This is a genomic window from Sinomonas sp., assembly GCF_036848755.1.
GTDB lineage: Bacteria > Actinomycetota > Actinomycetes > Actinomycetales > Micrococcaceae > Sinomonas.
This window is the reverse complement of sequence record NZ_DAIUJO010000014.1, coordinates 1-22,072: the sequence shown is the minus strand read 5'-3', so window position 1 is coordinate 22,072 and position 22,072 is coordinate 1. Positions and strand designations below refer to the sequence as shown.

Below are 22,072 nucleotides of genomic sequence, written 5' to 3'. Positions count from 1 at the left end.
TCACTGCTCCTGCTCGATCTGGACGTTCGACATGGTGGCGTGCACGGTGAGCACGAGGGTCGCGCCCGCTCGGCCGTCGTTGTAGGTCTGCGAGTCGGTCGTGGTCAGCCCGGATGACGACCTGCTGCCGAACTGGACGTTGCTCATCGTCGCGTCGGTCTGGACTCGCACCGGGATGTTCTTGGGGATCTCGATCCGGAGCTGACTCATCGTCGCGTCGACAGGCACTACCGCATCCGAGTTCAGCGGTCCGGTGTTGTCGAGTGCGCGCAAGTCGAGTTGGCCGGAACCGGTGGTGATCTGATACCCCTTGACCGCTTCCTGGACGGACGACGGCGACGATGTCACCGAGGTCTGCGCGCGGCTCACGTTGTACACCGGCTGGACTATGGCAGCCGTCACGAGCGCGAGGATCGCGAACAAGGACAGGATGCCTGCGGATCTGCCGTTGATGCCCGCTACGACGATGCCCAGCCCGATGATCCCGGCCGCGAGCGCCCAGAGCGCCCCGGTGCTCGGGTCAAGGCTCGGCGCTCCGGCGAGCTCGAGCGCCAGCAGCGTACCCGGGACGAGAACGGCGATGCCCGTGACGACGGCGACGAAGGCACCGCCGGGACTCGGCCGGTGGGGCTTCACCACGTGAGGCGGAAGAGGCTGGCCCTGCCAGCCGGGATTGCGGTAGGGGTCGGGCGAGCTGCCGGCAGGCGCCTCCGGAGCGTTGTGTTCGATGGGGACGTCCGCAGCGGAGCGCTGCCATGCTTCGGCCCGAAGGTGGGGTGCGGAGCGAGGGTATCGGTTCGACGCCGCGATCCCGTAGACGACCATAAGCGCGACGCCCACCCAGAGAAGGCTCCAGAATGGCCAGCCTCCGCCCCATTGACCCGACCAGAGAGCGGGTGCGCCTCCGAGCCCGAGGACTGTCGCGATGAGGCTGCCTGTCATCCCCGCCGTCCACCGGCCGTGCATGGCGTCCTGGAGGTGGATGCGTCCATCGGGCTCCGGCAGCAGGAGCCACAGGATGCCGTACGCCAGCAATCCCACGCCGAGGACAATCGCCGCGAGGACGAACATGCAGCGCACGAGCACAGGGTTCACCCGCCAACGGCGGGCAAGGCCCGAGGCAACTCCGCCCGCCCATCGATCAGGCCCGCGGACGATACCGAGGCTGCGGACCCAGCCGAAGAAATCGGATCCAGCCTGCCCCGGGATACCAGCATGGGAAGCGGGATGTCCGCTCCCCCCGACATTGGGTTCCGTGCTCATGGTTCAATCGTCGCCAGCTGTGGCTGCCGCACCTACGGCACAAAGCCCTGACTTCCCCGTCGATAAGGCTCGCGCACCAAGGCTCCCTCCGCCTGTTACGGCCTCCAGTTGCCCAGGACCGGCCGGAGCACCTCCGGATTGAGGGTCTCGAGCATGAGCGCGGCCCTGGCGTACCTGCCCGGGTTGGCCAGCTGCGTGGCGGCGAAGGCTGTGGTGGGGTCGATGGCCTCGGCTCGCACCGTGAGACCGAGCGTGGAGATGCCGCCGAGGTGAGACAGCGCCTGCACCAGGACGTAGGCCATCGCACGGTCCCGCTCTCGGGGAGCGACGGCGAGATAGTCGGTCTCGGGTAGCGTCGCCACCGCCCTCATCCGGGCATCGAGGGCGTTCGCCCGGGCAGAGTCCGCGTCGGCGCCGTGTTCATAGTGATACAGGGCAGCACCCAGGAACTTGAACCGGCGGCGGGTGTACGAGCGGCTCCCGAAAGCTGCGTCGAGGACGTCCTGCGCGGCAAGGGCGTTGCCGATCTGCACGGCAGTGGCACCGGCGCCGACCCCGAGGGTTGGCAGGCCGCGGAGCGCATCCATCCTCGACTCCTCGAAGTCGGCGAACTCGGCGGCGCAGTGGGCGTGTACCTGGTTCGCCAGATGGGCGCGGGAGGCTGGGCTCGCTCCAGGGTACGACGTCAGGAGCACCTCGCGGGTCAAGCTCGGCAGGACGGCGATCGCAGCGATGGAGATCTGATCGGGCACGATCCACTCGTTCCCGTCGGGATAGGTCCGCTTGGGGTATTTGCTCGGAAGCAGATTGACCGGCGCGACCATGTCGAGGATGACCTTGGCCGGGGGCAGCGAGCCCTCGGGGACGAATACGATCATCGTCGACCCGAAGGGGAGGGAGAATTCCATGGCCTCATAGCGGTCGGCACCGTGGAACTCCTCCGCTGACATGGGCTCCATCGTGCGCGGAGCGGAAGGGCTGCTGGAAGGGGCAAAGGTCCCTCTGCTCATCGCCTCGATGGGTCGGCCTTCCCGGGATGGGAGGACCTGTTGTCGCTGAATCGCCACTCCTCTTTCAGGTCCAAAGCCTCCTGTCAGCCACCGACGAGGGTGGTTCCATGGAGGCCAGAACAACCGAGGGCCAGAACAACCGAGGCGGTGACTCAGGTGGTCAGGATCCGTAAAGCCAGCAGGGCGGGTGTGACGGCAAGGTTTGTCGCCGGGCACTTCACCGTCACCCACAACGGCCTCACGGAACCGGTGCAGGTCCCTGAGCATCCAGACGACGACACCCAGATCATGAGGGTCTTGGAAGCGATCCTCGAGCTGTATTGAGCGGAAACGAGCCCGACGTTGCACGATGACGAGGCACAAGAACCACATCTGCCCGAGGCGATCACGAGCGCTGAGCCTCAGGCGGTGCTCGACGCCGTCGTCGACCGGACCCGCCTCGCACTGGACCGAGGCGAGAATGCCCACGCGATGAGGATGCTCCTGGCGGCATTTGCCCGAATCAGGACAATGCAGCCCCGGACGCTCCACGAGCCGCGCGCGAGCATCGGCATCGCCCGCTGGGACACGCTGGTCGCCGCGGGTGCTCGATTTGCCCTGAGAGGGCGCCCGCAGCTCCCGCAGTGGACAGAACGACGCCTCGAACGTCCGTGGTTCCCGCAGGAGGGGCGAGGAATCATGCCGGACGACTATCGCGCCTTCACCATCCGTCGTACGGTCCCCGAGTTCGCCCGAGCGAACATCTTCCTGACCGAACGCGCGCTAAAGGCCGATCCGGATGCGACGGCGGTGCAGCCACCAGGCGACCAGAGAGGTGACGGCAAGTAGCGCCGCCAACTGGAGGACAGCAAGCCACACCGGCGCTACGGAGTACCACTGCGGCGACGCGGGAAGCTCGATGAGGCCGAGCAACAGGAGATGCGCCAGATAGAGGGCCAGAGCGTTTTCGCCCCACCAACAGAAGTACCCTGCGCGTGCAGCCAGTCCGCTCGAGAGCACATCCGTGACCAGGAGCGCGAGCGCGCTCACGGCCAAGGTGATGAGGACGTAGCTCAGCGACACTCGGTTCTTGCTCACCGGAGCGATCAGGAGGGATGCCGCCGCCACGACGGCGAGCACGCCACAGCAGGCCGCGTAGGGTCCATGGCCCTTGCGCCAGACGTCGGCGACCGCCGTAGAAAGCACCAGCAGGCCACCCCACGCGAGGGACCCGAGGAAGCCTCCGTGGGTCGAGGACAGGACGCTCTGCAGCATCCCGTGGTTCAGCAGGTACTGGTAGGCGCCCAGAATGAGGATGCCGACGGCGAATCTCGCCGGCGTGCCGAGTCTGACGAAGGGTGCAGCCACCAACCCCGCCATCCCGAGCGCTTGGAGGACTCCCCAATCAGTGGGCTGGCCCGCGACGACGGTCCCTCCGGCGGTGATGATGGCGCCGATTCCGAGCAGGCCCAGGTACCGCGTCAACAGGTGACGGTAAGCGTCGGGCAGGCTCTGTCTGCTCCGGCGTTCGAAGGACGGCCCATAGTTCAACCCGATGACCAGGATGAAGCAGGGTGCCACGAGATCGGCGACGGTCAGCCCGATGTCTGGCGCGTGCTTGAGGAACGCGGGGACGAACTGGACGCCCGCGAGGTAGTCGCCACCCACCATGAGGAGCACGAGCACGCCGCGGAGCCTGTCGATCCTGGTATCGCGGGGCGCCAGGGGGCCGCTGCCGGACTCCGCCTGGCCACCGGCCGGGGCGCCCCGCGATACCGAATGCACGAGCTGAGGCTACCTGTGTCCCATCCACCGGGCGAGAGGCGGAAGCCCTGATCCCGGGACGGGACCTAAGTCCCTTTCCGGATGGTGTCCGAGGGTGGACCGTTGTCCTTGACGCTCTGCACTGTGCGTTTGGCGTGCCCTGTCCGTGGGCATGCCGGTCCCCTCGTTCGGTGGGTGCGGTGAGGCTCCCTCAATGGGCGCCGTGCGCCGAGGTCGGGAGGCCCGCATGCCACCAGGATCCGATCCACTGGCCGAACGGGGCGCGCCGGCCAGAATCAAGACGGGCGCATATGTCCTCGATGACCACGAGCTCGTCCGGGCCGGGTTGCGGAGTGTTCTGCGCGTGGCCGGGATACCGTGTGCCGGAGAGTCGGGATCGGCGCGGGAGGCGGCTCGCCGCATCCCCGCGCTGCTTCCTGCGATTGCCATCCTCGACGACCTGCTCCCCGACGGGACCGGAATGGACGTGTGCCGATCGGTGCGGGCCGTGGATCCCTCGATCCGCTGCGTGATCATGACCGACGGCGACAGCGAGGCGGCCCTGATCGGAGCCGTCACCGCGGGGGCCTGGGGGTGCCTGTCCAAAGAGGACGACGGCGCCGAGACGGTCAGACTCCTCCGCCGCATTCTGGGCGGCCGCACCGCGTTCAGCCCCGTCTTCCGCACCATGCTCCTCCGCCCGGCCCCACGGGGGTCCACCGCCGACCCGAGGCTCTTGGCCCTCTCGCCTCAAGAACTCAGGGTGCTCCTGCTGCTCGGAGATGGGATGAGCAACCGCGAGATTGCCGCGGACCTGGTCCTCGCCGAGAAGACGATCAAGAACATGACCTCCACGGTGCTGCGCAAGCTGGACCTCCAGCACCGCACGCAGGCTGCGATGCTCATTGCCGGCGAACTCGCCCGCATCGCTCCTACGGCTTGGGCGGACCGGCTTGGCCGACCGTCCGCGACCGCCGACGCCGTGACCTTGGCCCTTTTGGACTGTGTGGCCGAGAGCGACGGCGCAGGCCATGCCGCTGAGAACACGCGCGAGGAAGGCGCCCATAGGCTCGCCCTGGCCCTGCAGGCCGCGCGCCCGGACAGCCATTTCAGGGACCACTGAGAGCCGTCCGGGACCACTGGCAGTCGTCGCCTCCCGTCGCATCCGCGAGGCTTTGGCGTCGAGTCGGACTCTGCCCCGCGTCAGATTCCTTGCCTGGAGCCCGCATGAGATCTCACCTCGCTGCGACACTCGCGATCATCTCGGTCCTGTTCATTGCGGTCTTCTCGGGCATGACCATCGCTCGAATCATTTCCTCGAATGCACCGCCGCAGGTGGTCTTTGCGCTTGGCGTTTCCTATCGAGACATGTCCTACTGCAATTCTCAGACGCTGGACCTGTATGTTCCGCGTCAGGCCGCGACGCGCCCGCTCCCACTTGCTGTATTCGTCCATGGAGGGGGAATGACCGCGGGAGACAAGGCAGACATCAACCCGGCCTTGCTCAACGCTCTTGCATCCGCGGGATATGCGGTGGCGAGTGTGAACTATCGACTTGCGCCGGTATTCAAGTTCCCCGCCCAGATCGAGGATGTGAAGTGCGCGATCAGATTTCTCCGGAACAAGTCCGCGGCGTTCGGACTGAGCTCGACGGATGTCTTCGCGTTCGGGACCAGCGTCGGCGGCCAGCTCGCAGCGCTCGCAGCCCTCACGGGTCCTCGCTCGGCTTTCGACGTCGGTCCCTTCGCCCAATACTCGAGCCGCGTCGAGGCCGTCGTCGACCTGTTCGGGCCCGTGAACCTCACAGAGGACGCAGGATTCTCATCGTCAGACGTCCAAAAGGTCTTCCCCGCCAACTATGACCTCAGGCTCGCGAGCCCGTCGCATTTCGTCGCTCAAGGGGCACCCCCGATTCTCATCATCCAAGGCGTCGACGACGCAAAAGTGCCCCCAGCTCAATCCACAGAGCTGTACAACGAGCTGCGTTCCGCTGGCGATCGTGCCGAGCTCGTCCTTGTTCAGAACATGGGCCATATGTTCGCCCAGGTTGGTCCGAACCCGGTCAGGCCCAGCCTTGGACAGATCGCTGACGACGTGGTGCGCTTCTTCAACGCTTCTGAGGGGGGTCAGTGAGTGCTCTCGGCCGGGACGACGGGCTTCCCGGTCCGCCTCGTCCGCGGGCCCTCGACTTCGTGGCGGCCGGATATTCAGCGGCAGCAGTGGGCCTTCTCGTCGCGATGGCACTGAACGGGACTTCCGGGGCGCCCATCATCGAAGTGCTCCTCGCGGCCGCGTTGATTGCGTTCGGTCTATCCCTTGCGGCCGCCGGCACGAATCTTTTGCGCAGAGCGACAGGGTCGGCAGCGAAACGGACAAGGAAAGGTCTGGCCATCCAGGCTGCCGGATTGGTCGGCCTCATGGCAGGGGCCCTGATGCTGTCGACGCTGTCGTCCCTGTCCCCGTTGTATGCCTTGGCCGCCGTCCTGATCGCGGCATCTGGGGTTGCGGCGGTAACGGGCGCCGTGCTCGTCGGAAATCGTCAGCGGGCACCCTGGCTTGTGCTCGGAACGTCGTTTCTTTTCGCTGGAGTGCTGATCACCTTCGGGGCCAGCTTCGCTGCGTACTTCTTCCTTTCAGACGTGGGAAGCGCGGTTGTCACCGACGTCGGAGAAACGCTGACAGCCATCGGATGCGTGCTCGCCGCCTACTGGTTCTTCGTCCTCCCGTGCGCGCCCGGTCGAACCAGCCCCTGACGTTGCCGCCAGTCCGTCGTCCTCGTACGCCACGGCGCCGGCGAGCTCGCGGCCAGCGAGGTACCCGAAGGTCAAGGCCGGACCGAGATTGATCCCACCAGCCGGGTAGAAGCCACCCATGACGTTGGCCTGATCGTTCCCGGCGACGAACAGCCCTGGAATCGGCGCTCCGGTGGCGTCGAGGACGCGTGAGCGGGCGTCGGCGGCCAGCCCGGCGAACGTCCCGAAGGAGCCGGGGACGATCTTGACCGCGTAGAACGGCCCCTTCTCGAGGGGGGCGAGGGAGGGGTTCGGCCGGATCTTCGGGTCGCCCCCGTACCGGTTGAACTCGGTCTCGCCGCGCCCGAAGTCCGGGTCCACGCCGCAGCGGGCGTGGGCGTTGAAGCGATCGACCGTCTCCCGAAGCCCAGCTGGGCTGACCCCGCACTTCTGGGCGAGCTCCTCGAGAGTGCGGCCCTTGATGAGGTAGCCCGAGCGCAGGTAGGGGAAGAGCGGCACGGGCAGCGGCTTGGCCATTCCGAGGGGGTACTTGCGCACGAATCGCGAGTCCGCGATCTGCCACGACTCCACCGGCTCGCCCTCGGGCGTCGCAGCGATGAGGGCGGAGATGTAGTCGTAGTAGCCGTTGGCCTCATTGACGAACCGCCCGCCGTCGCGGCGCACCCCGATGGAGCCAGGCTTCGCGCGGTCCATGATGTGCGGGAAGGTCCCCGCCTTCCCGTTTCGGTAGGGCACGAGCGAGACCGGGCACCAGGCTGCGGGCGATTCGACGTCGGTCTCGAAGTGGCCGCCCACGGACTCGCCCAGGGTGATCCCGTCGCCGTCGGCGGAGGAGGGCGCGAGGGTCCAGTGCTCGGCGCCCGTCGGAGTCTTGGGGAACAGGCGACGACGGCGCTCGAGGTCGTTGGGGAAGCCACCTGCGGCAAGGACGACGCCCCGCTCGGCGCCCACGGCGTACTCTCCGGCGGGTCCGCGCAGGACCGCCCCGGTGACGCGGCCGCCGTCGTCCGTTGTGAGTCGTACGGCCGCGGTGTTGACCCGGATGTCGACCCCGAGATCGATGGCGCTCTGCAGCAGCCGTCCCACCAAGGCGGTTCCGTTGACCAGCTGCATGCCCTGCCGGTGCACGGCGAGGTCGAGCAGATGCATCCCCACTCGCCGGGCGGCGTGGAGAAGTCCGGTCGGGCTGCCTTGGGAGGCCGAGAGGAACTTCGACAGATCCGGTCCGGCCATGATTCCCATGCCGAGGAAGGAGGTTTCGTAGAGCTGCCCGCGAAGCAGCCTCCGCACGCGCGGCGAGAGGCGCCGGGCGTTGATCGGTGCCGGGCCGACGGAGCGGTGGCCGGTCCCGGCGCCGGGGGTCTTGCCATAGATGTCCTTGATCTTCGCGCCCGGCGTGAACTGGAGCCGTGTCTTGTCCTGGAAGAAGCCGACCATGTGCGGGGCGGCCTCGAGGAAGGCGTCGATCCGCTCGGGCTGATACCGCTTCCCGAGTCGGTGGCGCAGGTAGGTGCGGAATAGCTCAGGGTCCTCGTCGACGCCGTCGGCCTTCGCCATCGGGTTTCCTGGCGCCCACGCCCAGCCGCCCGACCACGCCGTCGCGCCGCCGCAGACCTCGGCCTTCTCCACGACCAGGACGCGCAGCCCGTGGTACGCGGCAGTCACTGCTGCGGAAAGCCCGCCGGCGCCCGAGCCGACGACGAGGACGTCCGGCGTGGGGTGGGAAGCGTCAGCAGTCGCTGTCATCACTGGGATCCGTTCTTCTCGGGGACGTAGGGGGAAGTCGCCGCTTCGGCGATTACGCGGACTGCGCTGGCTTTGAGCCTCCGGGCCCACCCGAGTGGGCCGAGGCGGGTGACCATGACGGGTGAGGGGGCTTCCACACTGACGGGGAGCCCCGGGGGGAGGGCCGCGACGATCTCGGCGAGCCGGAAGGCGCCCTCGCCGGGTGGGAGCCTGTCGGCGCGGGACTCGAGGATCAGCCCCTCGCGGTCGGCGGGCCGCTGGGCCGGACCGTCGCACAGCTGGAGCATCGGAACAAGATCGGCCGTCCCCGCCAGCTCGTCGAGGGTGCCGCCGAAACGCCGGAAATGCAGGCTGTCCGCGACGATCTGGCATCCCGCGGGGCGGGCCGCAGCTGCCGCCGATGGGAGGGAGTTGATGTACTGGTAGGAGATGGGCTCTAGGGTCGGTGTCATGCCGACGGCTCTCGCGTCGTCGGCCATCTGGGCGAGGTTGTCGGCGAAACGGTTCGGCTCGGGGTCCGCTCCGGCGACCGTCATCGTGGAGGCGCCCAGGACATGCCCAGCCTCGAGCATGCGAAGCCACGCTTCGCGCTGATCCGATCCGTCCAGGAGCAGGAATTCGATGTCGCGGACTGTCAGGCCGGTGTCCCGGAGGCGTTGCTGGGTCTCGGCGAGCAGGGGCGAACCCGGCTGCAGGTCGTACGCCGGTTCCGCCGCCGTCACGGCCCGGACCCGCAGGCCAAGGAAGTCGAAGCCTGCCTCGGCTGCTATGACCACGAGGTCCGGAGGAGCCGTCTCGAGGAGTGAGAGTGGAGCGAGTCCGAGCTGCCTCTTCATGCGATGGCCCCCTCAAGCTCCATGCTGGCCGAGGCGGCCCCCTCGCCAAGCCGTGCAGCCAGGCGTTGCGCGGCGTCGTAGCCGCTCTTGATGGCATTCGACGCCGTCGCGGGCAACTGCTCGATGACCGTCCCGGCCAGCACCACCGGGGCCCCCGCCTTGACCGACAGCGCTGCTTCCCGGCCCTCCCTGTCCACCGACCCGTCGAGCGGCACCACGCCGCGGGATACAAGAACGGGGCCCGGCGCGTCGAGCCACCGTTCGCCCTCCGGTCCGACGACCCGAACCCGGCAATCCGTTCTGCCCGGGCGGACCACCTCGACGATCCGAGAATCCAGCAGGATCCGCACGTTGCGATTGGTCTCGAGGCGCGGGACAGCGAGGATCTTCGCGCGCCGGCCAGACTCGGGCGCGAGGACCGGTTCCGGACCGACGAGCAGCACGTGCGTGCCACGGGCCGCGAGAGTGTCGGCCACCGACATCGCAACGGAGTCGGCGCCCCAGATCGTCACGTTCCTCGGCCCGGGCTCGCTTCCGGTCAGAAAGGCAAGATGCTCGGCGAGCCAAGCACGGACGTCGACCACTCCGTCCTCCGCCCCGCTGCCCGAAGCGCGGAAGCCAGGCTCCGGCTGCGTTCCCCCGGTTGCGATCACTGCGCCATCCGCGTGCTCCGCTCGGACCAGTGCGGCGAGGCCGCACGCGTTGACCGCCGCGCCACGCCTGATGTCGACGCCGAGCCTCACCAGTTCCGAGCTGGACCATTCGAGGAAGCGGATGAAATCCGGCGTCGACTTCATGTGGGCCGCGAGCCGGAACTGGCCGCCGACGTCCTCACCGGCGTCCAGCAGCGTCACACGCGCCCCGGCAAGTGCCAGCTCTCGGGCTGCGGTGAGACCTGCCGGTCCAGCGCCGACGACGACGATGCGCGCCTCGCGACGCACCTGCGGCGTGGGCACGGGGACCCGAGAACGTCCGACGGCGGGGTTCACCGTGCAGGTGACCTGCCCGAGCCCGAGGTTGTCGATGCAGACGTTGCACGCGATGCAGGGGCGGTAGACCGCACCGTCATTCCTTGGACCGTCGAGGACCGCGCGGACAAAGCCCGGATCCGCATGCACCGCACGGCCGAGCGAGACGAAGTCGCACACGCCATCGACCAGCACGCCCTCGATCGCCTCCGGCGAGTTGAGACGCCCCGCCATCCCGAGCGGGATGCCGAAGCGGCGATAGGCGCGGGCGAGGTCGGCGAGGACCGCGGGCCTCCACTCCCCCGACTGCACGATCCACTCCCCCGCCTCGTAGCTGCCTGCGGACAGGTCGAGGAAGTCGAGGGCTTCGAGGTGCAGGCGACCCACGACGTCCAGCGTCTGTTCCGCGTCGAGCCCGCGCTCGCAGCCCTCGACCATCGAAATCCTCATGCCCACGAGGGCCTCGGGTGCCGCGGCGCGGACGGCGTCGATCACGAGGTTCGGGAAGGCCTCAGGCGCTCCGAACCCATCTGCCCGGAGGTTGGTGCGGGGAGACATGAACTGGTGGATCAGATAGCCGTGGCCGCCGTGGATGCTGATGGCGTCGAACCCTGCGGCTACCGCGCGTCGGGCGGCCGCGGCGAAGGCCTGGGCGAGCTCGATGCACTCGGCCCCGGTGAGCTCGCGAGGCACCTCCCCACCGGCGATCTCACAGGGCACAGCCGACGGCGCGACGTTCGGCAGCCCTGAGACCACCGACTGGGCTGTGCGGCCGCCGTGGTTGATCTCGACCGCAGCGAGAGCACCAGCCGCGTGAATGGAGTCGGTGAGCGCTCGGAACCCCGCGATGACGTCGTCGTCATGGAGGCCCAGCTGATGCGTTCGCCCCTTGCCGTCGGCGCGGACGTAGGTCGCCTCGGTGGTCACGACGGCGAGCCCCGCTTGGGCCCGCGTGACGAGGTAGTCGGCGTACTGCTCGCTCATGCGCCCGTCGGTGCTGCCGTAGTTGCGCTCCATGGGCGAGCTGACGAGCCGATTGCGGAGAGTGCGCTCACGCCGCCCATAGCGGCCGAGAGTGAGTGCGGTGCTTGCAGAATTCATGGAAGGGATCCTCTAGCTCGCGGGGACGGCAGACGCGGCGAGCCGCACGGGCCGCCCCGTACGGGACGACTCGTACACTGCGAGCAGGATCCGCAGGGCTGCCGTCGCGTCGCGGCCCGTAATGGCTGGGGCGCGGTCTTCCCGGAGCGCGTCGACGAAGTCCCGGATCTGCGACGCGTGGTGCGGAATGAGCTGGCCGTTGATCGTGGAGAGGTCGATGTTCGGCTTGAGGCCAGCCGGGTGGACGGGCTCTGTCCCGATCTCGGTGCCGCGGGCCCAGAGGGTGATGCGACCATCGCTGCCCTCGGGGAACTCGGTCAGCTCTGCCGTCGCACCAGTCTCCCCGGTGATCCGGATGGTCTCGCCGAGGTTCGGCGTCGCCGCCGTGGTCGCCGAGATGGCGGCCATCGCGCCCGATGCGAACTTCACGACCGCGGCAGCGGTGTCTTCGACCTCGATGCGATGCCTGAAGGTCGCGACGTGACCGTGGACCTCGACGGCCTCGCCCATGAACCACTGCAGGAGGTCGATGTGGTGGATGGCCTGGCTCATGAGCACTCCGCCGCCGTCGGTGGCCCAGGTCCCGCGCCATGCGGAGTAGTAGGCGGGGTCGCGGTGCAGGATGACGGATGCGTGGCCGAGGATCGGCCGGCCCAGGGTGCCGTCGTCGATCGCCCTCCGGAGGCGCTGCGCCGCGGGCCAGAAGCGGCGCTGGAAGAGGACGCCGAACTTCACTCCGGCCTCGTCGCACGCAGCAATCATCCGCTCGGCCGATTCGAGCTCGATCGCGATGGGCTTCTCGCAGAGCACGTGGACCTTTGCGGCCGCCGCCGCGAGGACCACGGCCTCGTGGGTCGGATGCGGGGTGCAGACTGAGACGATGTCGACACCGGCGGCGAGGAGTTCGTCCACAGAGCCGTAGGCGCCGTCGATCCCCCAGCGATCGGCTGTCTCAAGGGCACGCGTCGCGTCGACGTCGCATACCGCCACGATCTGCGCCTCGGGTATGACGCGGAAGGCCTCGATGTGGTTCCGGCTGATGGCTCCGCATCCGACGATGCCGACTCGAAAGGGGGGGCTGGTCATCATTGCCTTTCAGATTGCCGTCTCGGGGACGAGTGGTCAGGGCGCGACGGTGGAAGTGGCGGCGGCAGCGGGCTGGGCGGCGAGGGCGGCCGGCTTTCCGAGCTCGTGCTTCGGCACCCGGAACGTCTCGCGGGCCGTGAACGCGGAACCTGCCGCGGCCGCGCAGAAGATGGCGGTCATCCAGCCCACGGGACCCCAGTTCGCGGGATTTCCCTCGGTCAGGGCCGTGCCGATCGCGGGGGTGAAGCCGGCGACGAGCAGCCCGAGCATGAGGCTCACGGCCATCCCCGAATAGCGGGTGCGGGCCGGGAACAGCTCCGGGAAGTAGGCGGGATAGACGCTGTTCGGCATCGCGTAGAAGACGCCCGTGAGGGCAATCGCGGTGACGAAGATGAGCGGCCAGCTCCTCGTGGACAGGGCCGCGAAGAACGCGAACACCAGGACGGCGCTGCCGATCGTGCCGGTGATGAAGACGGGCTTGCGGCCGATCCGGTCGGAGAGCAGCGCAAAGAGCGGCTGGGTGAACACGGTCACGACGTTCGCGACGGCGATCACGATGAGCATCATCGGCTTGCTGAGCTTGACAACCTCGGTCGCGTAGGTCAGCGCGAAGACCGTGAAGACGGTGTTGACCATCGTCACGAGGGCGCACAGGGTCACGCGGAGCACGTTGGGGAAGTCCCTCCGCAAGAGATCGAGGAGCGGCACGGCTGCGATGGCGGCGTCGTCCTTGATCTCCTCGAATACCTCCGGCTCCTCGAGCCGGCGGCGCAGGTAGTACGCGACGAAGGTCACGAGCGCGCTCGCGAGGAAGGGCAGGCGCCATCCCCAGGCCAGGAGCTGGGCCTGCGGGAGCAGCGTGATGGGAATGAACGCGAGGCTGGAGATCACGATGCCGAACTGGATTCCGCTCATCGTGAAGCTCGTGTAGAAGGCGCGGCGGCCGTCGGGCGCGTGCTCGAGAGTGAGCGAACTCGAGCCCGGCGACTCCCCGCCGGCAGAGAGTCCTTGGACGAGGCGCAGGGCGACAAGCGCGATCGGAGCAAAGACGCCGGCCGTCGCGTAGGTGGGGAGGCAGCCGACCAGGAACGTCGAGGTCCCCATGAGGACGAGTGTGAGGACGAGGATGTTCTTGCGGCCCAGGCGGTCGCCGAAGTGGCCCCAGACGACGGCGCCCAGAGGCCGGGCGATGTACGCCACCCCGAGCGTGGCGAACGACATGAGTGTGCTGGCAGCACCCGCGTCAGGAAAGAAGACCTTCCCGAAGACAAGGGCCGCGGCCGAGCCGAAGATGAAGAAGTCGTAGTACTCGAGCGTGCTGCCCAAGAATCCTGAGACCGCCGCAATGCGCGCGTTGTTCCGCGGGCTGCGGGAAGCGCTGGATGTCGACGCTGACATGATGCTCCCTTCGGGGTGAAGCCGATCGGTTCCCGACCGGCCTCTCCAGCATGCGAGCATCGATTGTGCTGCGTCCAACACCTATTCGATCTGACTTATTGTTTGATTTCAGCTCAATCTGCGGACGCAGGCGTCGGAAGCACCTCGTCCGCGACGTCGAGGACTACTCGGAGCACCTTCGACGGGTTCGACGGCGACCAGGCGATCCCGTGATGGAGATACGGCTGCGGCTCGGCGAGGGGCACGTAGGCGGCCCCGTTCGGAAGGATGTCCGACATTCCTTCGCTCACAAGGCTCACGCCGACGCCCGCTGCGACGAGGGTGAGGATCATGAAGGGATCGCCGATCTCCTGGACGACGCGCGGCCTGAATCCGGCGGTGACGCACGCTGCCGTCACGGTCCGTTCGAGATCCGAGCCGTGGCCGAGCGGCATCGTGATGAAGTCCTCGTCACGCAAGTCCCCCAGATCCAGCCTGACGTGGTTGGCGAGCGGGTGGTCGACTGGTACCACGGCGCCGAGCGCCTCGCGCGCGATGAGCCGCGATGCAAGCGGCGAGGGATCGAGCGGGAGGCCGACGAAGGCGATGTCGAGCGTGCCCTGCTGAAGCATCGCGACGGCGTCGCCAGTCACCACCCGCCCTTGGAAGGACAGGGAGATGTCCGGGTAGCGGCGGCGCAGGACGCGCGTGAGCACGGGCAGCGTTCGGTGGTTGATCGCGCCCGAGAAGCCGATCGTCAGGTGCCCGTAGACCGCGCCGACGGAGGCATGCGCGGCCTGGCGGGCGACCTCGAGCTCCTCGAGAGCACGGTACGCGTGCGGCAGGAGCGATCGTCCGGCCGCCGTGAGTCCAACGCTTCGCGTGTTGCGCTCGAAGAGGGGCACCCCGATGTCCTTCTCGAGTTTGCGGATCGTCTGGCTGAGCGGGGACTGCGCGATGTGCAGCCGCGCCGCTGCCCGCCCGAAGTGCAGCTCCTCTGCGACCGCGACGAACGCCTCGAGCCATCTGACCTCCATGTGGTCATTCAAGCACCCGAGGGGTGCATCCCATTGAATAGGACCTCGGCCCCTCTTGCCGGCTAGCAGCAACAGACTGGGCAGGCAACCAGCCCACGACCCCCGATCAGGAGGACCACCATGGCTTACTACGCCGTCACCTACCAGTACACGGACGCGCCGGAACTGCGGGCCGAGCACCGACCCCGGCACGTCGAGTTCCTCTCCGGGCAGCACGAGGCCGGCCACCTGCTCGTCTCCGGCCCGCTCGACGGCGGGTCCCAGGCACTGCTCGTGTTCACGGCCGAGGACCCGAAGGAGCTCGCAACCACCCTCGACGCTGACCCCTTCCACCAGGAAGGCCTCATCGCCCGCCGTTCCATCACGCCGTGGAACGTGTTCTTCGGCTCCGACCGCCTCTCCTCGGCGCGATGAGCAGCGAGATGAAACCAACGATGCGAGTCGCGAGGACCGTGGCCGCCGAAACCATCGAATACGCCGAAGTGCCCGTGCCATCGCCCACGCCGGGGAACGCCGTCGTCCGCGTACGCTGCGTGACGCTGTGCGGGACTGACCTCCATATCTGGGAGGACGACTACGCGACCGAGCTGCCCATCGTCCAAGGGCATGAATTCTCGGCGACCATCGCCGGCCTCCATCCCGAGGACGACGGCGGCCCGCTCGCCGTGGGCGACGACGTCGCCGTCTCGCCGGTCTCCTCGTGCGGTCGCTGCTACGCCTGCTCCATCGATCGACCGAACGCCTGCGCGCAGATGAGCGTCTACGGCTGCTATGACGACGACGGGGCCCTCGCCGAGTACCTGCTCGTCCCGCTCGACCGTGCCCGACGGCTGCCTGCAGGCCTGTCAACCGACCTCGCTCCCCTCTGGGAGCCCGTATCGATCGCGCTTCAGGCCGTCACTCGCGGCCGCGCGCTCCCCGGCGAGCGAGTCCTCGTGAGCGGCGCCGGACCCATCGGGCTTCTCGCGCTCGTCTGCCTCAAAGACCTGGGGTGCGACGTCGCCATTGCCGATACAGACAGTGAGCGGCTCGAACTCGCTGCCGTGCTCGGCGCCGCCCGCACGCTCTCGGTCGCTGCGGGGTTCCCGTCCGTGGACCAGCGGCGCCTGCTTGCGGAGTGGACGGACGGCGAGGGGCCTTCGCTCGTCATCGACGCCACCGGAGCGCCCGCGTCGCTCGCCAGCGCGGTCGACCTCGTCGCTCCGGCCGGCCGCGTGGTCGTCGTCGGCATCAGCGAACGCGAGGTCGCCCTCTCGATGCGTGCCCTGCCGGTCAAGGAGATCGACCTGCTCGGCTCCCGCAACTCGCGGCACCTCATGGACCAGGCGCTCGACCTCCTCGCCCGGCACCAGGACGAATGCAGGAGCCTCATCACCCATCGCTTCGCCTTCGAAGAGCTCGACGCCGCGTTCCGCACCCTCAGGGGCCGTACCGGCGGCACGGGGGAACCCGGCGAGATGCGCGTGGGCAAGATCGCGATCGACCTGCCGGAGGTGCTCTCGTGACGTTCCCCGTTCCGCTTCACGGCCTGGCGCCGCACTACGACCTCGCGGTCGTCGGCAGCGGGGCTGCTGGACTTACGGCTGCATGCCACGCCGCCGCGGCCGGGCTCGCCGTCGTCGTGCTTGAAAAGGCGTCCCTGCTCGGGGGGACGAGCGCGGCCGGCGGCGGAGTGATCTGGGCGCCCGCGAATCCCCTGATGCCCCAGGGCACGGACTCGCGCGAGCGCGCGGCGGCCTATCTGGAGGCGGCCACCGACGGAGCCATGTCCAACGCCGAGATCGAGTGGTACCTCCGCACCTCGCGCGAGGCCGTCGAATTCCTGACCCACGAGACGCGCGTGGCCCTCACACCCCTCGACCGGCCCGACTACCACATGGAGTGGCCCGGCGCCGTGGCCCGCGGCCGGAGCCTCGACAACAGTCCGTTCGACCCCGCCGTCCTCCCCGGCCTTGCCGGCCGCCTTCGTCCGCCGACCTACCTTCCCCTCATCTCGATGAACGAGCGCGATGCCCTCCACGGCGCACCACCACACCCGAGCCTGCTGGCTGAGCGCGCATCCGCGGGCATCCGCACCATGGGCGGCGCGCTCGTCGGTGCCCTCGTCGCAACTGCCGTCGAACGCGGTGCCGATATCACAGTGGATGCTCGGGTCACCCGCCTCGAACGGGCCGACGACGGGCGCTGGACTGTCGAGATCGGGGCAGGGCACGCCCGCCTCACCGCGCAGGCAGTCCTGCTCGCCTCCGGCGGCTTCGAGCGGAACCCCGCTCTGGCGGGGTCGCTTCTGAAGTTCGCGACCACGCCGATCGGGGCCCCGTCGAACACCGGCGACGGCCTCCTGCTCGGCCTCCGTGCGGGCGGAATGCCCGCCCACACGACGTCGATCTGGGGAGTCCCCGTCATCGCACCGGAGGGCCACCAGTACGACGGGGCGCCGACCGGCCGGATGGGCAACGTCGAGATGACCCTTCCCGGATCGATCACTGTGAACTCTGCCGGGCGGCGCTTCGTCAACGAGGCCATGAACTACCACGACCTCTCGCGCGTCTTCGCGAACATCGACCCGGTCACGTCCCGGCCGGCCAACGACCCCGCCTGGCTCGTGTTCGACGCGACCTACCACGCGAAGTATCCGGTCGCAGGAAGCCCCGCTGGGCCGACGCCCCCGTGGATGCATCGTGCCGAGACCCTGGCAGGGCTTGCGGAGCAGATAGGAGTCCACCCCCGCGGTCTGGCCGCTACGGTGCGCCGCTTCAACGCTGACGCCCTGCTCGGCTCGGACGCTGAGTTCGGCCGCGGGTCCAGCGATCAGGACCGACACCTCGGCGACCCGGAAGTCCGGCCGAATCCCTGCCTGGCCCCGCTTGAGGCGGCGCCGTTCTTCGCCGTGCGCATCCGCCCGGGGGCCCTGGGGACAGCCGGGGGCCTTCTGACGGACCTCGACGGCCGTGTCCTGACACCGAGCGGGGAACCGATCGCCGGGCTGTACGCGGCGGGCAACTGCTCGGCTACCGTGTTCCGGGACGCGTACCCGGGCGGCGGCGCGACCCTCGGGTCAGCCGTGACGCGGGGGTTCGCAGCGGCTCGCCACCTCGTGGCCCGCTCCCCCGCTACCGTCCCCTAGAAGGGAAGCGCGCTGTAAGGGCGCTTCTCGGCGCCCATCGCCCGCGAGAGGCCGCGGCCTGCGGAGACCAGCACGGGGAGGATCATCTCGGGGCGGTCTTCGGCAACGGGCAGCACGACCGAGATCGCGCCCATCACGGCGTTCCCCGGGCCGAACACCGGCACGGCGTAGCCGACGTTCTCCTCGACGAGGCCGCTCGCCAATCTGCAGAACCCGGCCCGGCGCACCTCGGCGAGGGACGCGCGAAGTTCGCGGCCGCCGTCGTCCGCGGAAGCAACCATGAAGCGCTCCCGCACCTCGCCGGGCTCGTGGGCGAGGATCGCGAGCCCCGGCGACGTCGAGGTGAGGCCGAGGCGCGCCGCGACTTCGCCGAGATTCATGACGGCGTTGCCATACTGATCGAGACGCTCGACGTAGAGCACTGTCCCGTCGTCGATGTCGGGCACGGCCAGGGAAACGTGCTGCCGGACTGCCGCGTGGATTCCCTCGAGGAACGGGAGGCCCTTGCGACGGAACTCCTCGAGCAGGTTGGAGCGCGCGGCGAGTTCCCAGAGCCTTGCACCGACAAGAAAGCGGCCAGCGTCGTCTCGATCGAGGAGGCCCTCCCGGGCGAGCTCGCTCGCGAGGCGGTGTGCGGTGGACTTCGAGAGGCCCGTCGCGCGGGCGAGCTCCGCCGTCGTCATGGCTGGCCTCGCGCGGGTGAACGCTCCCATGATGCGGGCCACGCGTCGGATCACGGATTCGCCCGAATCACTGTTCGCCATTGGCCTAGCCGTCGCCGGGGCTGACCGTGGCGAGGCACCAGCCCGAGCCGACGCCGCTCCCACCGAACATGCAGTACTTCATCACGGTCCTTCGCCTGGCGTACGGAGCCGAACGCGTTCCAGCCTATTCACCCTTTTGCACGCCTCCCGGCGTACCGTCTGAAGGACGATGACTGAACAGCAGCCCTACGAGCTGGTCCGGCGGTACAGGGACTTCGAGCTGCGGAGATACCCGCCCCACGCGGTGGCAGAAGTGGTAGTCAACGCGTCCTTCGACCGCGCGGGCAACGCCGCGTTCAGGCACCTCTTCAACTACATCAAAGGCAACAATACGGCTCGACAGTCGTTGGCGATGACCGCCCCCGTGCTCCAGAAGGGCGTCGCGCGGCCCGAGACGCCTTCCTCACAGACGGTGCAGATGACGGCGCCGGTGCTTCAGAGTCGGCTCGCGGACGCCGCCCTCTCGAGCGCCTGCGGATCCGACAAAGGCGCATACGCGGTCGCGTTCGTGCTCCCCGCCGGGATGACCGAGGATTCCGCACCCGTCCCCGCCGACCCGCAGGTGAGGATCCGGACAGTGCCCGGCTCGACTGCAGCAGTCGTCCGCTTCCCGGGAAGCGGCTCCGAATCCGCCTTCGCAAAGCACAGCCGCGAACTGCTGGACGCCCTCGCCAAGGCCGGGATCACACCCGTGGGGGCGCCCCGGTTCGCCCGATTCGACCCGCCGTTCAAGCCCTGGTTCCTGCGACACAACGAAGTGGTCCAAGACGTGACGCCGAAGCAGGATGAGCAATAGGGTTCATGTGCTGTGTCCGCTCTCAGGCCGGCCCGTTCAAGATCCTGGCTTGCTCCTCGTCGACGAGCAGCTCGTAGCCTTCGGCGCGATGGATGAGCCTCCGGCTGTCTACTCCATAGCCGGCTAGCCACACGTAGTCGCTGTTCGGGGACGCCGCCTCAACGATCCCCCCTCCGACCACGTGACCTCGCCGTACGACTTCCACGCTGAACCCAACGAGGCAGTTCCAGCGGACCACGCTCACTCGCGGGGCGAGTGGACTCGGAACACGGTTCACGGCAACCTCCCTGTCTGGTGTGACGTTCATCATACCGTGGACCGGTCCACACCGCCGTGGACCGGTCCATTGACAGGGAGCGAGTTACCCACCTACAGTTGGACCGGTCCACGATGAGACTCCCGTCACATCCGCGGACCCTCCGTTCGAATCTGAATCGGACCGCACAAATCAAAGGAGATGGTTGTGCTGAAGAAGACATGGACCAAGGGGCTGGCCGCTCTGGCCCTCGTCCCCCTACTCGCTGACGGCATGTTCCAGCCAGGGAGGCAAGCCCGCGGACACCGCCGCCGCAGCCGGCGGACAGGCGGCCTCCACCCCCCGGATGACGGTTGCGATGATCACCCACGCCGAGGCCGGCGACACCTTCTGGGACATCGTGCGCAAGGGCGCCCAGGCGGCCGCCGCCAAGGACAACGTCAACCTGCTCTACACGAACGATTCCGATGCAGGGCGTCAGGCTCAGCTGGTGCAGCAGGCGATCGACCAGAAGGTCGACGGCATGGCCGTCACCATCGCCAACCCGGGCGCCATGAAGGACGTGCTGAAGAAGGCCACGGACGCGGGCATCCCCTTCGTCAGCTTCAATGCCGGCGGGGACGTCTCCGCGCAGATGGGCGCCTTCACCCACTTCGGCTCCAATGAGACGCTCGCCGGCCAGACGGTGGGCACGCGGCTCGCTCAGGGAGGCTACAAGCACCCGATCTGCGTCATCATGTCGCAGGGGCAGGTGCAGCTCGAGCAGCGGTGCGCCGGCGTGAAGGAGAAGGAACCGAACACGGAGATCCTCTACGTCAACGGCGCCGACATGACAGCTGTGGAGTCCACCGTGACGGCGAAGCTGCAGGCTACCAAGGACGCCGACGTGATCGTGGGACTCGGTGCCCCGTACACGGTCACGATCCTCAAGGCCGTGGCGGATGCGGGCAGCTCGATCAAGGTAGCCAGCTTCGACCTCAACCCCGCGCTCGCGCAGGCGATCAGCGACGGCAAGGTCCTGTTCACGGTCGACCAGCAGCCATGGCTCCAGGGCTACCTCTCCGTCGACTCGCTCTGGCAGTACAAGCTCGGCGGGTTCAAGGTAGGCGGCGGGCAGGCAGTCCTCACCGGCCCCGCGGTCGTGGACAAGTCGAACATCTCTGACGTCCTCAAGTACGTCCAGCAGGGCATCCGCTAGACCGAAGGTCCCGGGGCTGCGCGGCCGCTGCCGCGCAGCCCCAACGACAAGGAGTTCTCCCCATGGCAACCACAACCCTGCCTTCGAAGCCCACCCCCATCGCGGACGAGCGGGTCGGCCAGCGCAATTCGTTTCGCAAGCTCCTGACGCGACCCGAGATCGGGGCTCTGGTCGGAGCGATCGTCCTCTTCGTGTTCTTCTCGCTCGTCTCGAGCACTTTCCTCCAGCCCGATGCGTTCGCGACTGTGCTGTACGGGTCCTCGACCATCGGCATCATGGCGGTCGCCGTCTCCCTGCTGATGATCGGCGGCGAGTTCGATCTCTCCGCCGGCGTCGCCGTCATCACCTCCTCCCTGACCGCGTCCCTGTTCTCCTGGTACTTCTCGTTCAACATCTGGATAGGAGTGCTGCTGGCGCTCGTCGTCTCCCTCGGCATCGGATTCGTCAACGGCATCATCCTCGTCAAGACGAGGCTGCCCAGCTTCATCGTCACCCTCGCGACGTTCCTGATGCTCTCAGGCCTCAATCTGGCCTTGACCCGCCTCATCGGCGGAAGCGTCTCCTCGCCGTCGATCGCCGACATGGACGGCTTCGACTCGGCTCAGGCCGTCTTCGCCTCGGAGCTGACGATCGCCGGCATGGACATCAAGATCCCGATCTTCTATTGGATCGTCCTCGTCCTGATCGCCTCGTGGATCCTCCTGCGGACCCGGGTCGGCAACTGGATCTTCTCGGTCGGCGGCGATGCGAACGCCGCCCGCGCCGTGGGCGTACCTGTGACGAAGACCAAGATCGGGCTCTTCATGGGCGTCGGGTTCTGCGGATGGCTCCTCGGAATGCACAATCTCTTCGCCTTCAACACCGTTCAGTCGGGCGAGGGCGTGGGCAACGAGTTCCTCTACATCATCGCCGCGGTCATCGGCGGCTGCCTCCTCACCGGCGGCTACGGCTCTGCGGTCGGCGGCGCGATCGGCGCGTTCATCTTCGGCATGGCGAACAAGGGCATCGTCT

Annotated in this window: 20 protein-coding genes and 1 pseudogene; 10 read left to right on the top strand and 11 right to left on the bottom strand. The window is 68.2% G+C overall.

The window, feature by feature from the left end; translation table 11 throughout:
* Both V7053_RS03675 and V7053_RS03670 read right to left on the bottom strand, forming a co-directional pair.
* Positions 1 to 1,263 carry a PspC domain-containing protein gene (locus tag V7053_RS03675; protein WP_334170917.1) on the bottom strand — a complete coding sequence of 421 codons (1,263 nt, stop codon included), beginning with the start codon at positions 1,261 to 1,263 and terminating at the stop codon, positions 1 to 3.
* Between the two features lie 95 nt (positions 1,264 to 1,358).
* Positions 1,359 to 2,213, bottom strand: a complete 855-nt coding sequence (locus tag V7053_RS03670) for a hypothetical protein (RefSeq protein ID WP_334170916.1) — start codon at positions 2,211 to 2,213, stop codon at positions 1,359 to 1,361.
* Between the two features lie 249 nt (positions 2,214 to 2,462).
* Between V7053_RS03670 and V7053_RS03665 the strand changes: the two genes are divergently transcribed.
* Entirely contained in the window at positions 2,463 to 2,597 is a 135-nt protein-coding gene (locus tag V7053_RS03665) for a hypothetical protein (protein WP_334170915.1), read from the top strand.
* 18 nt (positions 2,598 to 2,615) lie between these two features.
* Positions 2,616 to 3,101 carry a hypothetical protein gene (locus tag V7053_RS03660; RefSeq protein WP_334170914.1) on the top strand — a complete coding sequence of 162 codons (486 nt, stop codon included), beginning with the start codon at positions 2,616 to 2,618 and terminating at the stop codon, positions 3,099 to 3,101.
* Here V7053_RS03660 and V7053_RS03655 read toward each other — a convergent pair.
* Positions 3,036 to 4,037, bottom strand: a complete 1,002-nt coding sequence (locus V7053_RS03655; protein WP_334170913.1) for a heparan-alpha-glucosaminide N-acetyltransferase domain-containing protein — start codon at positions 4,035 to 4,037, stop codon at positions 3,036 to 3,038. The two genes, V7053_RS03660 and V7053_RS03655, sit on opposite strands and share 66 nt — an antisense overlap.
* A 226-nt stretch (positions 4,038 to 4,263) precedes the next feature.
* Between V7053_RS03655 and V7053_RS03650 the strand changes: the two genes are divergently transcribed.
* Both V7053_RS03650 and V7053_RS03645 read left to right on the top strand, forming a co-directional pair.
* Entirely contained in the window at positions 4,264 to 5,139 is an 876-nt protein-coding gene (locus V7053_RS03650; RefSeq protein WP_334170912.1) for a response regulator transcription factor, read from the top strand.
* A 104-nt stretch (positions 5,140 to 5,243) separates the two neighbouring features.
* On the top strand, positions 5,244 to 6,149 hold the full coding sequence (locus tag V7053_RS03645; RefSeq protein ID WP_334170911.1) for an alpha/beta hydrolase: 906 nt from the start codon (positions 5,244 to 5,246) through the stop codon (positions 6,147 to 6,149).
* 500 nt (positions 6,150 to 6,649) lie between these two features.
* Here V7053_RS03645 and V7053_RS03640 read toward each other — a convergent pair whose 3' ends face one another.
* From V7053_RS03640 to V7053_RS03615, 6 genes are all read right to left on the bottom strand, one after another.
* Positions 6,650 to 8,515, bottom strand: coding sequence for an FAD-dependent oxidoreductase (locus V7053_RS03640; protein WP_334170910.1), 1,866 nt, complete (start codon positions 8,513 to 8,515; stop codon positions 6,650 to 6,652).
* Positions 8,515 to 9,351, bottom strand: coding sequence for a sugar phosphate isomerase/epimerase family protein (locus V7053_RS03635; protein WP_334170909.1), 837 nt, complete (start codon positions 9,349 to 9,351; stop codon positions 8,515 to 8,517). Before V7053_RS03635 ends, V7053_RS03640 begins: the two co-directional genes overlap by 1 nt.
* Positions 9,348 to 11,420: an FAD-dependent oxidoreductase gene (locus tag V7053_RS03630; RefSeq protein ID WP_334170908.1), complete on the bottom strand. Its 2,073-nt coding sequence runs from the start codon at positions 11,418 to 11,420 to the stop codon at positions 9,348 to 9,350. Before V7053_RS03630 ends, V7053_RS03635 begins: the two co-directional genes overlap by 4 nt.
* 12 nt (positions 11,421 to 11,432) lie before the next feature.
* Positions 11,433 to 12,506, bottom strand: coding sequence for a Gfo/Idh/MocA family protein (locus tag V7053_RS03625; RefSeq protein WP_334170907.1), 1,074 nt, complete (start codon positions 12,504 to 12,506; stop codon positions 11,433 to 11,435).
* Between the two features lie 36 nt (positions 12,507 to 12,542).
* Complete coding sequence (locus V7053_RS03620; protein ID WP_334170906.1) at positions 12,543 to 13,904, bottom strand: MFS transporter; 1,362 nt, start codon at positions 13,902 to 13,904, stop codon at positions 12,543 to 12,545.
* Positions 13,905 to 14,017: 113 nt separating this feature from the next.
* Entirely contained in the window at positions 14,018 to 14,920 is a 903-nt protein-coding gene (locus V7053_RS03615; RefSeq protein WP_334170905.1) for a LysR substrate-binding domain-containing protein, read from the bottom strand.
* 120 nt (positions 14,921 to 15,040) lie between these two features.
* Here V7053_RS03615 and V7053_RS03610 point away from each other — a divergent pair, with 120 nt between their 5' ends.
* Genes V7053_RS03610 through V7053_RS03600 form a run of 3 tightly spaced genes read left to right on the top strand, consistent with a single transcriptional unit; the run spans position 15,041 to position 18,047 of the window.
* Positions 15,041 to 15,334 carry a YciI family protein gene (locus tag V7053_RS03610; RefSeq protein WP_334170904.1) on the top strand — a complete coding sequence of 98 codons (294 nt, stop codon included), beginning with the start codon at positions 15,041 to 15,043 and terminating at the stop codon, positions 15,332 to 15,334.
* Positions 15,331 to 16,425 (top strand): zinc-binding dehydrogenase, encoded by a 1,095-nt coding sequence (locus tag V7053_RS03605; RefSeq protein ID WP_334170903.1) that lies wholly within the window; start codon positions 15,331 to 15,333, stop codon positions 16,423 to 16,425. Before V7053_RS03610 ends, V7053_RS03605 begins: the two co-directional genes overlap by 4 nt.
* The gene (locus V7053_RS03600; protein ID WP_334170902.1) at positions 16,422 to 18,047 is read left to right on the top strand and encodes an FAD-dependent oxidoreductase; all 1,626 of its coding nucleotides are present in this window, start codon (positions 16,422 to 16,424) and stop codon (positions 18,045 to 18,047) included. Before V7053_RS03605 ends, V7053_RS03600 begins: the two co-directional genes overlap by 4 nt.
* On the opposite strand, the gene V7053_RS03595 is transcribed toward V7053_RS03600, so the two are convergent.
* Positions 18,044 to 18,811, bottom strand: coding sequence for an IclR family transcriptional regulator (locus V7053_RS03595; RefSeq protein ID WP_334170901.1), 768 nt, complete (start codon positions 18,809 to 18,811; stop codon positions 18,044 to 18,046). The two genes, V7053_RS03600 and V7053_RS03595, sit on opposite strands and share 4 nt — an antisense overlap.
* 169 nt (positions 18,812 to 18,980) lie before the next feature.
* Here V7053_RS03595 and V7053_RS03590 point away from each other — a divergent pair, with 169 nt between their 5' ends.
* On the top strand, positions 18,981 to 19,607 hold the full coding sequence (locus tag V7053_RS03590; protein WP_334170900.1) for an SOUL family heme-binding protein: 627 nt from the start codon (positions 18,981 to 18,983) through the stop codon (positions 19,605 to 19,607).
* Between the two features lie 22 nt (positions 19,608 to 19,629).
* Here the strand turns inward: V7053_RS03590 and V7053_RS03585 are convergent, their stop codons facing one another.
* Positions 19,630 to 19,851, bottom strand: coding sequence for a hypothetical protein (locus V7053_RS03585; protein WP_334170899.1), 222 nt, complete (start codon positions 19,849 to 19,851; stop codon positions 19,630 to 19,632).
* A gap of 213 nt (positions 19,852 to 20,064) precedes the next feature.
* Here V7053_RS03585 and V7053_RS03580 point away from each other — a divergent pair.
* A pseudogene (locus V7053_RS03580) lies at positions 20,065 to 21,061 on the top strand (substrate-binding domain-containing protein).
* A 62-nt stretch (positions 21,062 to 21,123) separates the two neighbouring features.
* Positions 21,124 to 22,072: ABC transporter permease (locus V7053_RS03575; protein ID WP_334170897.1), on the top strand; the 949-nt coding region annotated here is incomplete at its 3' end.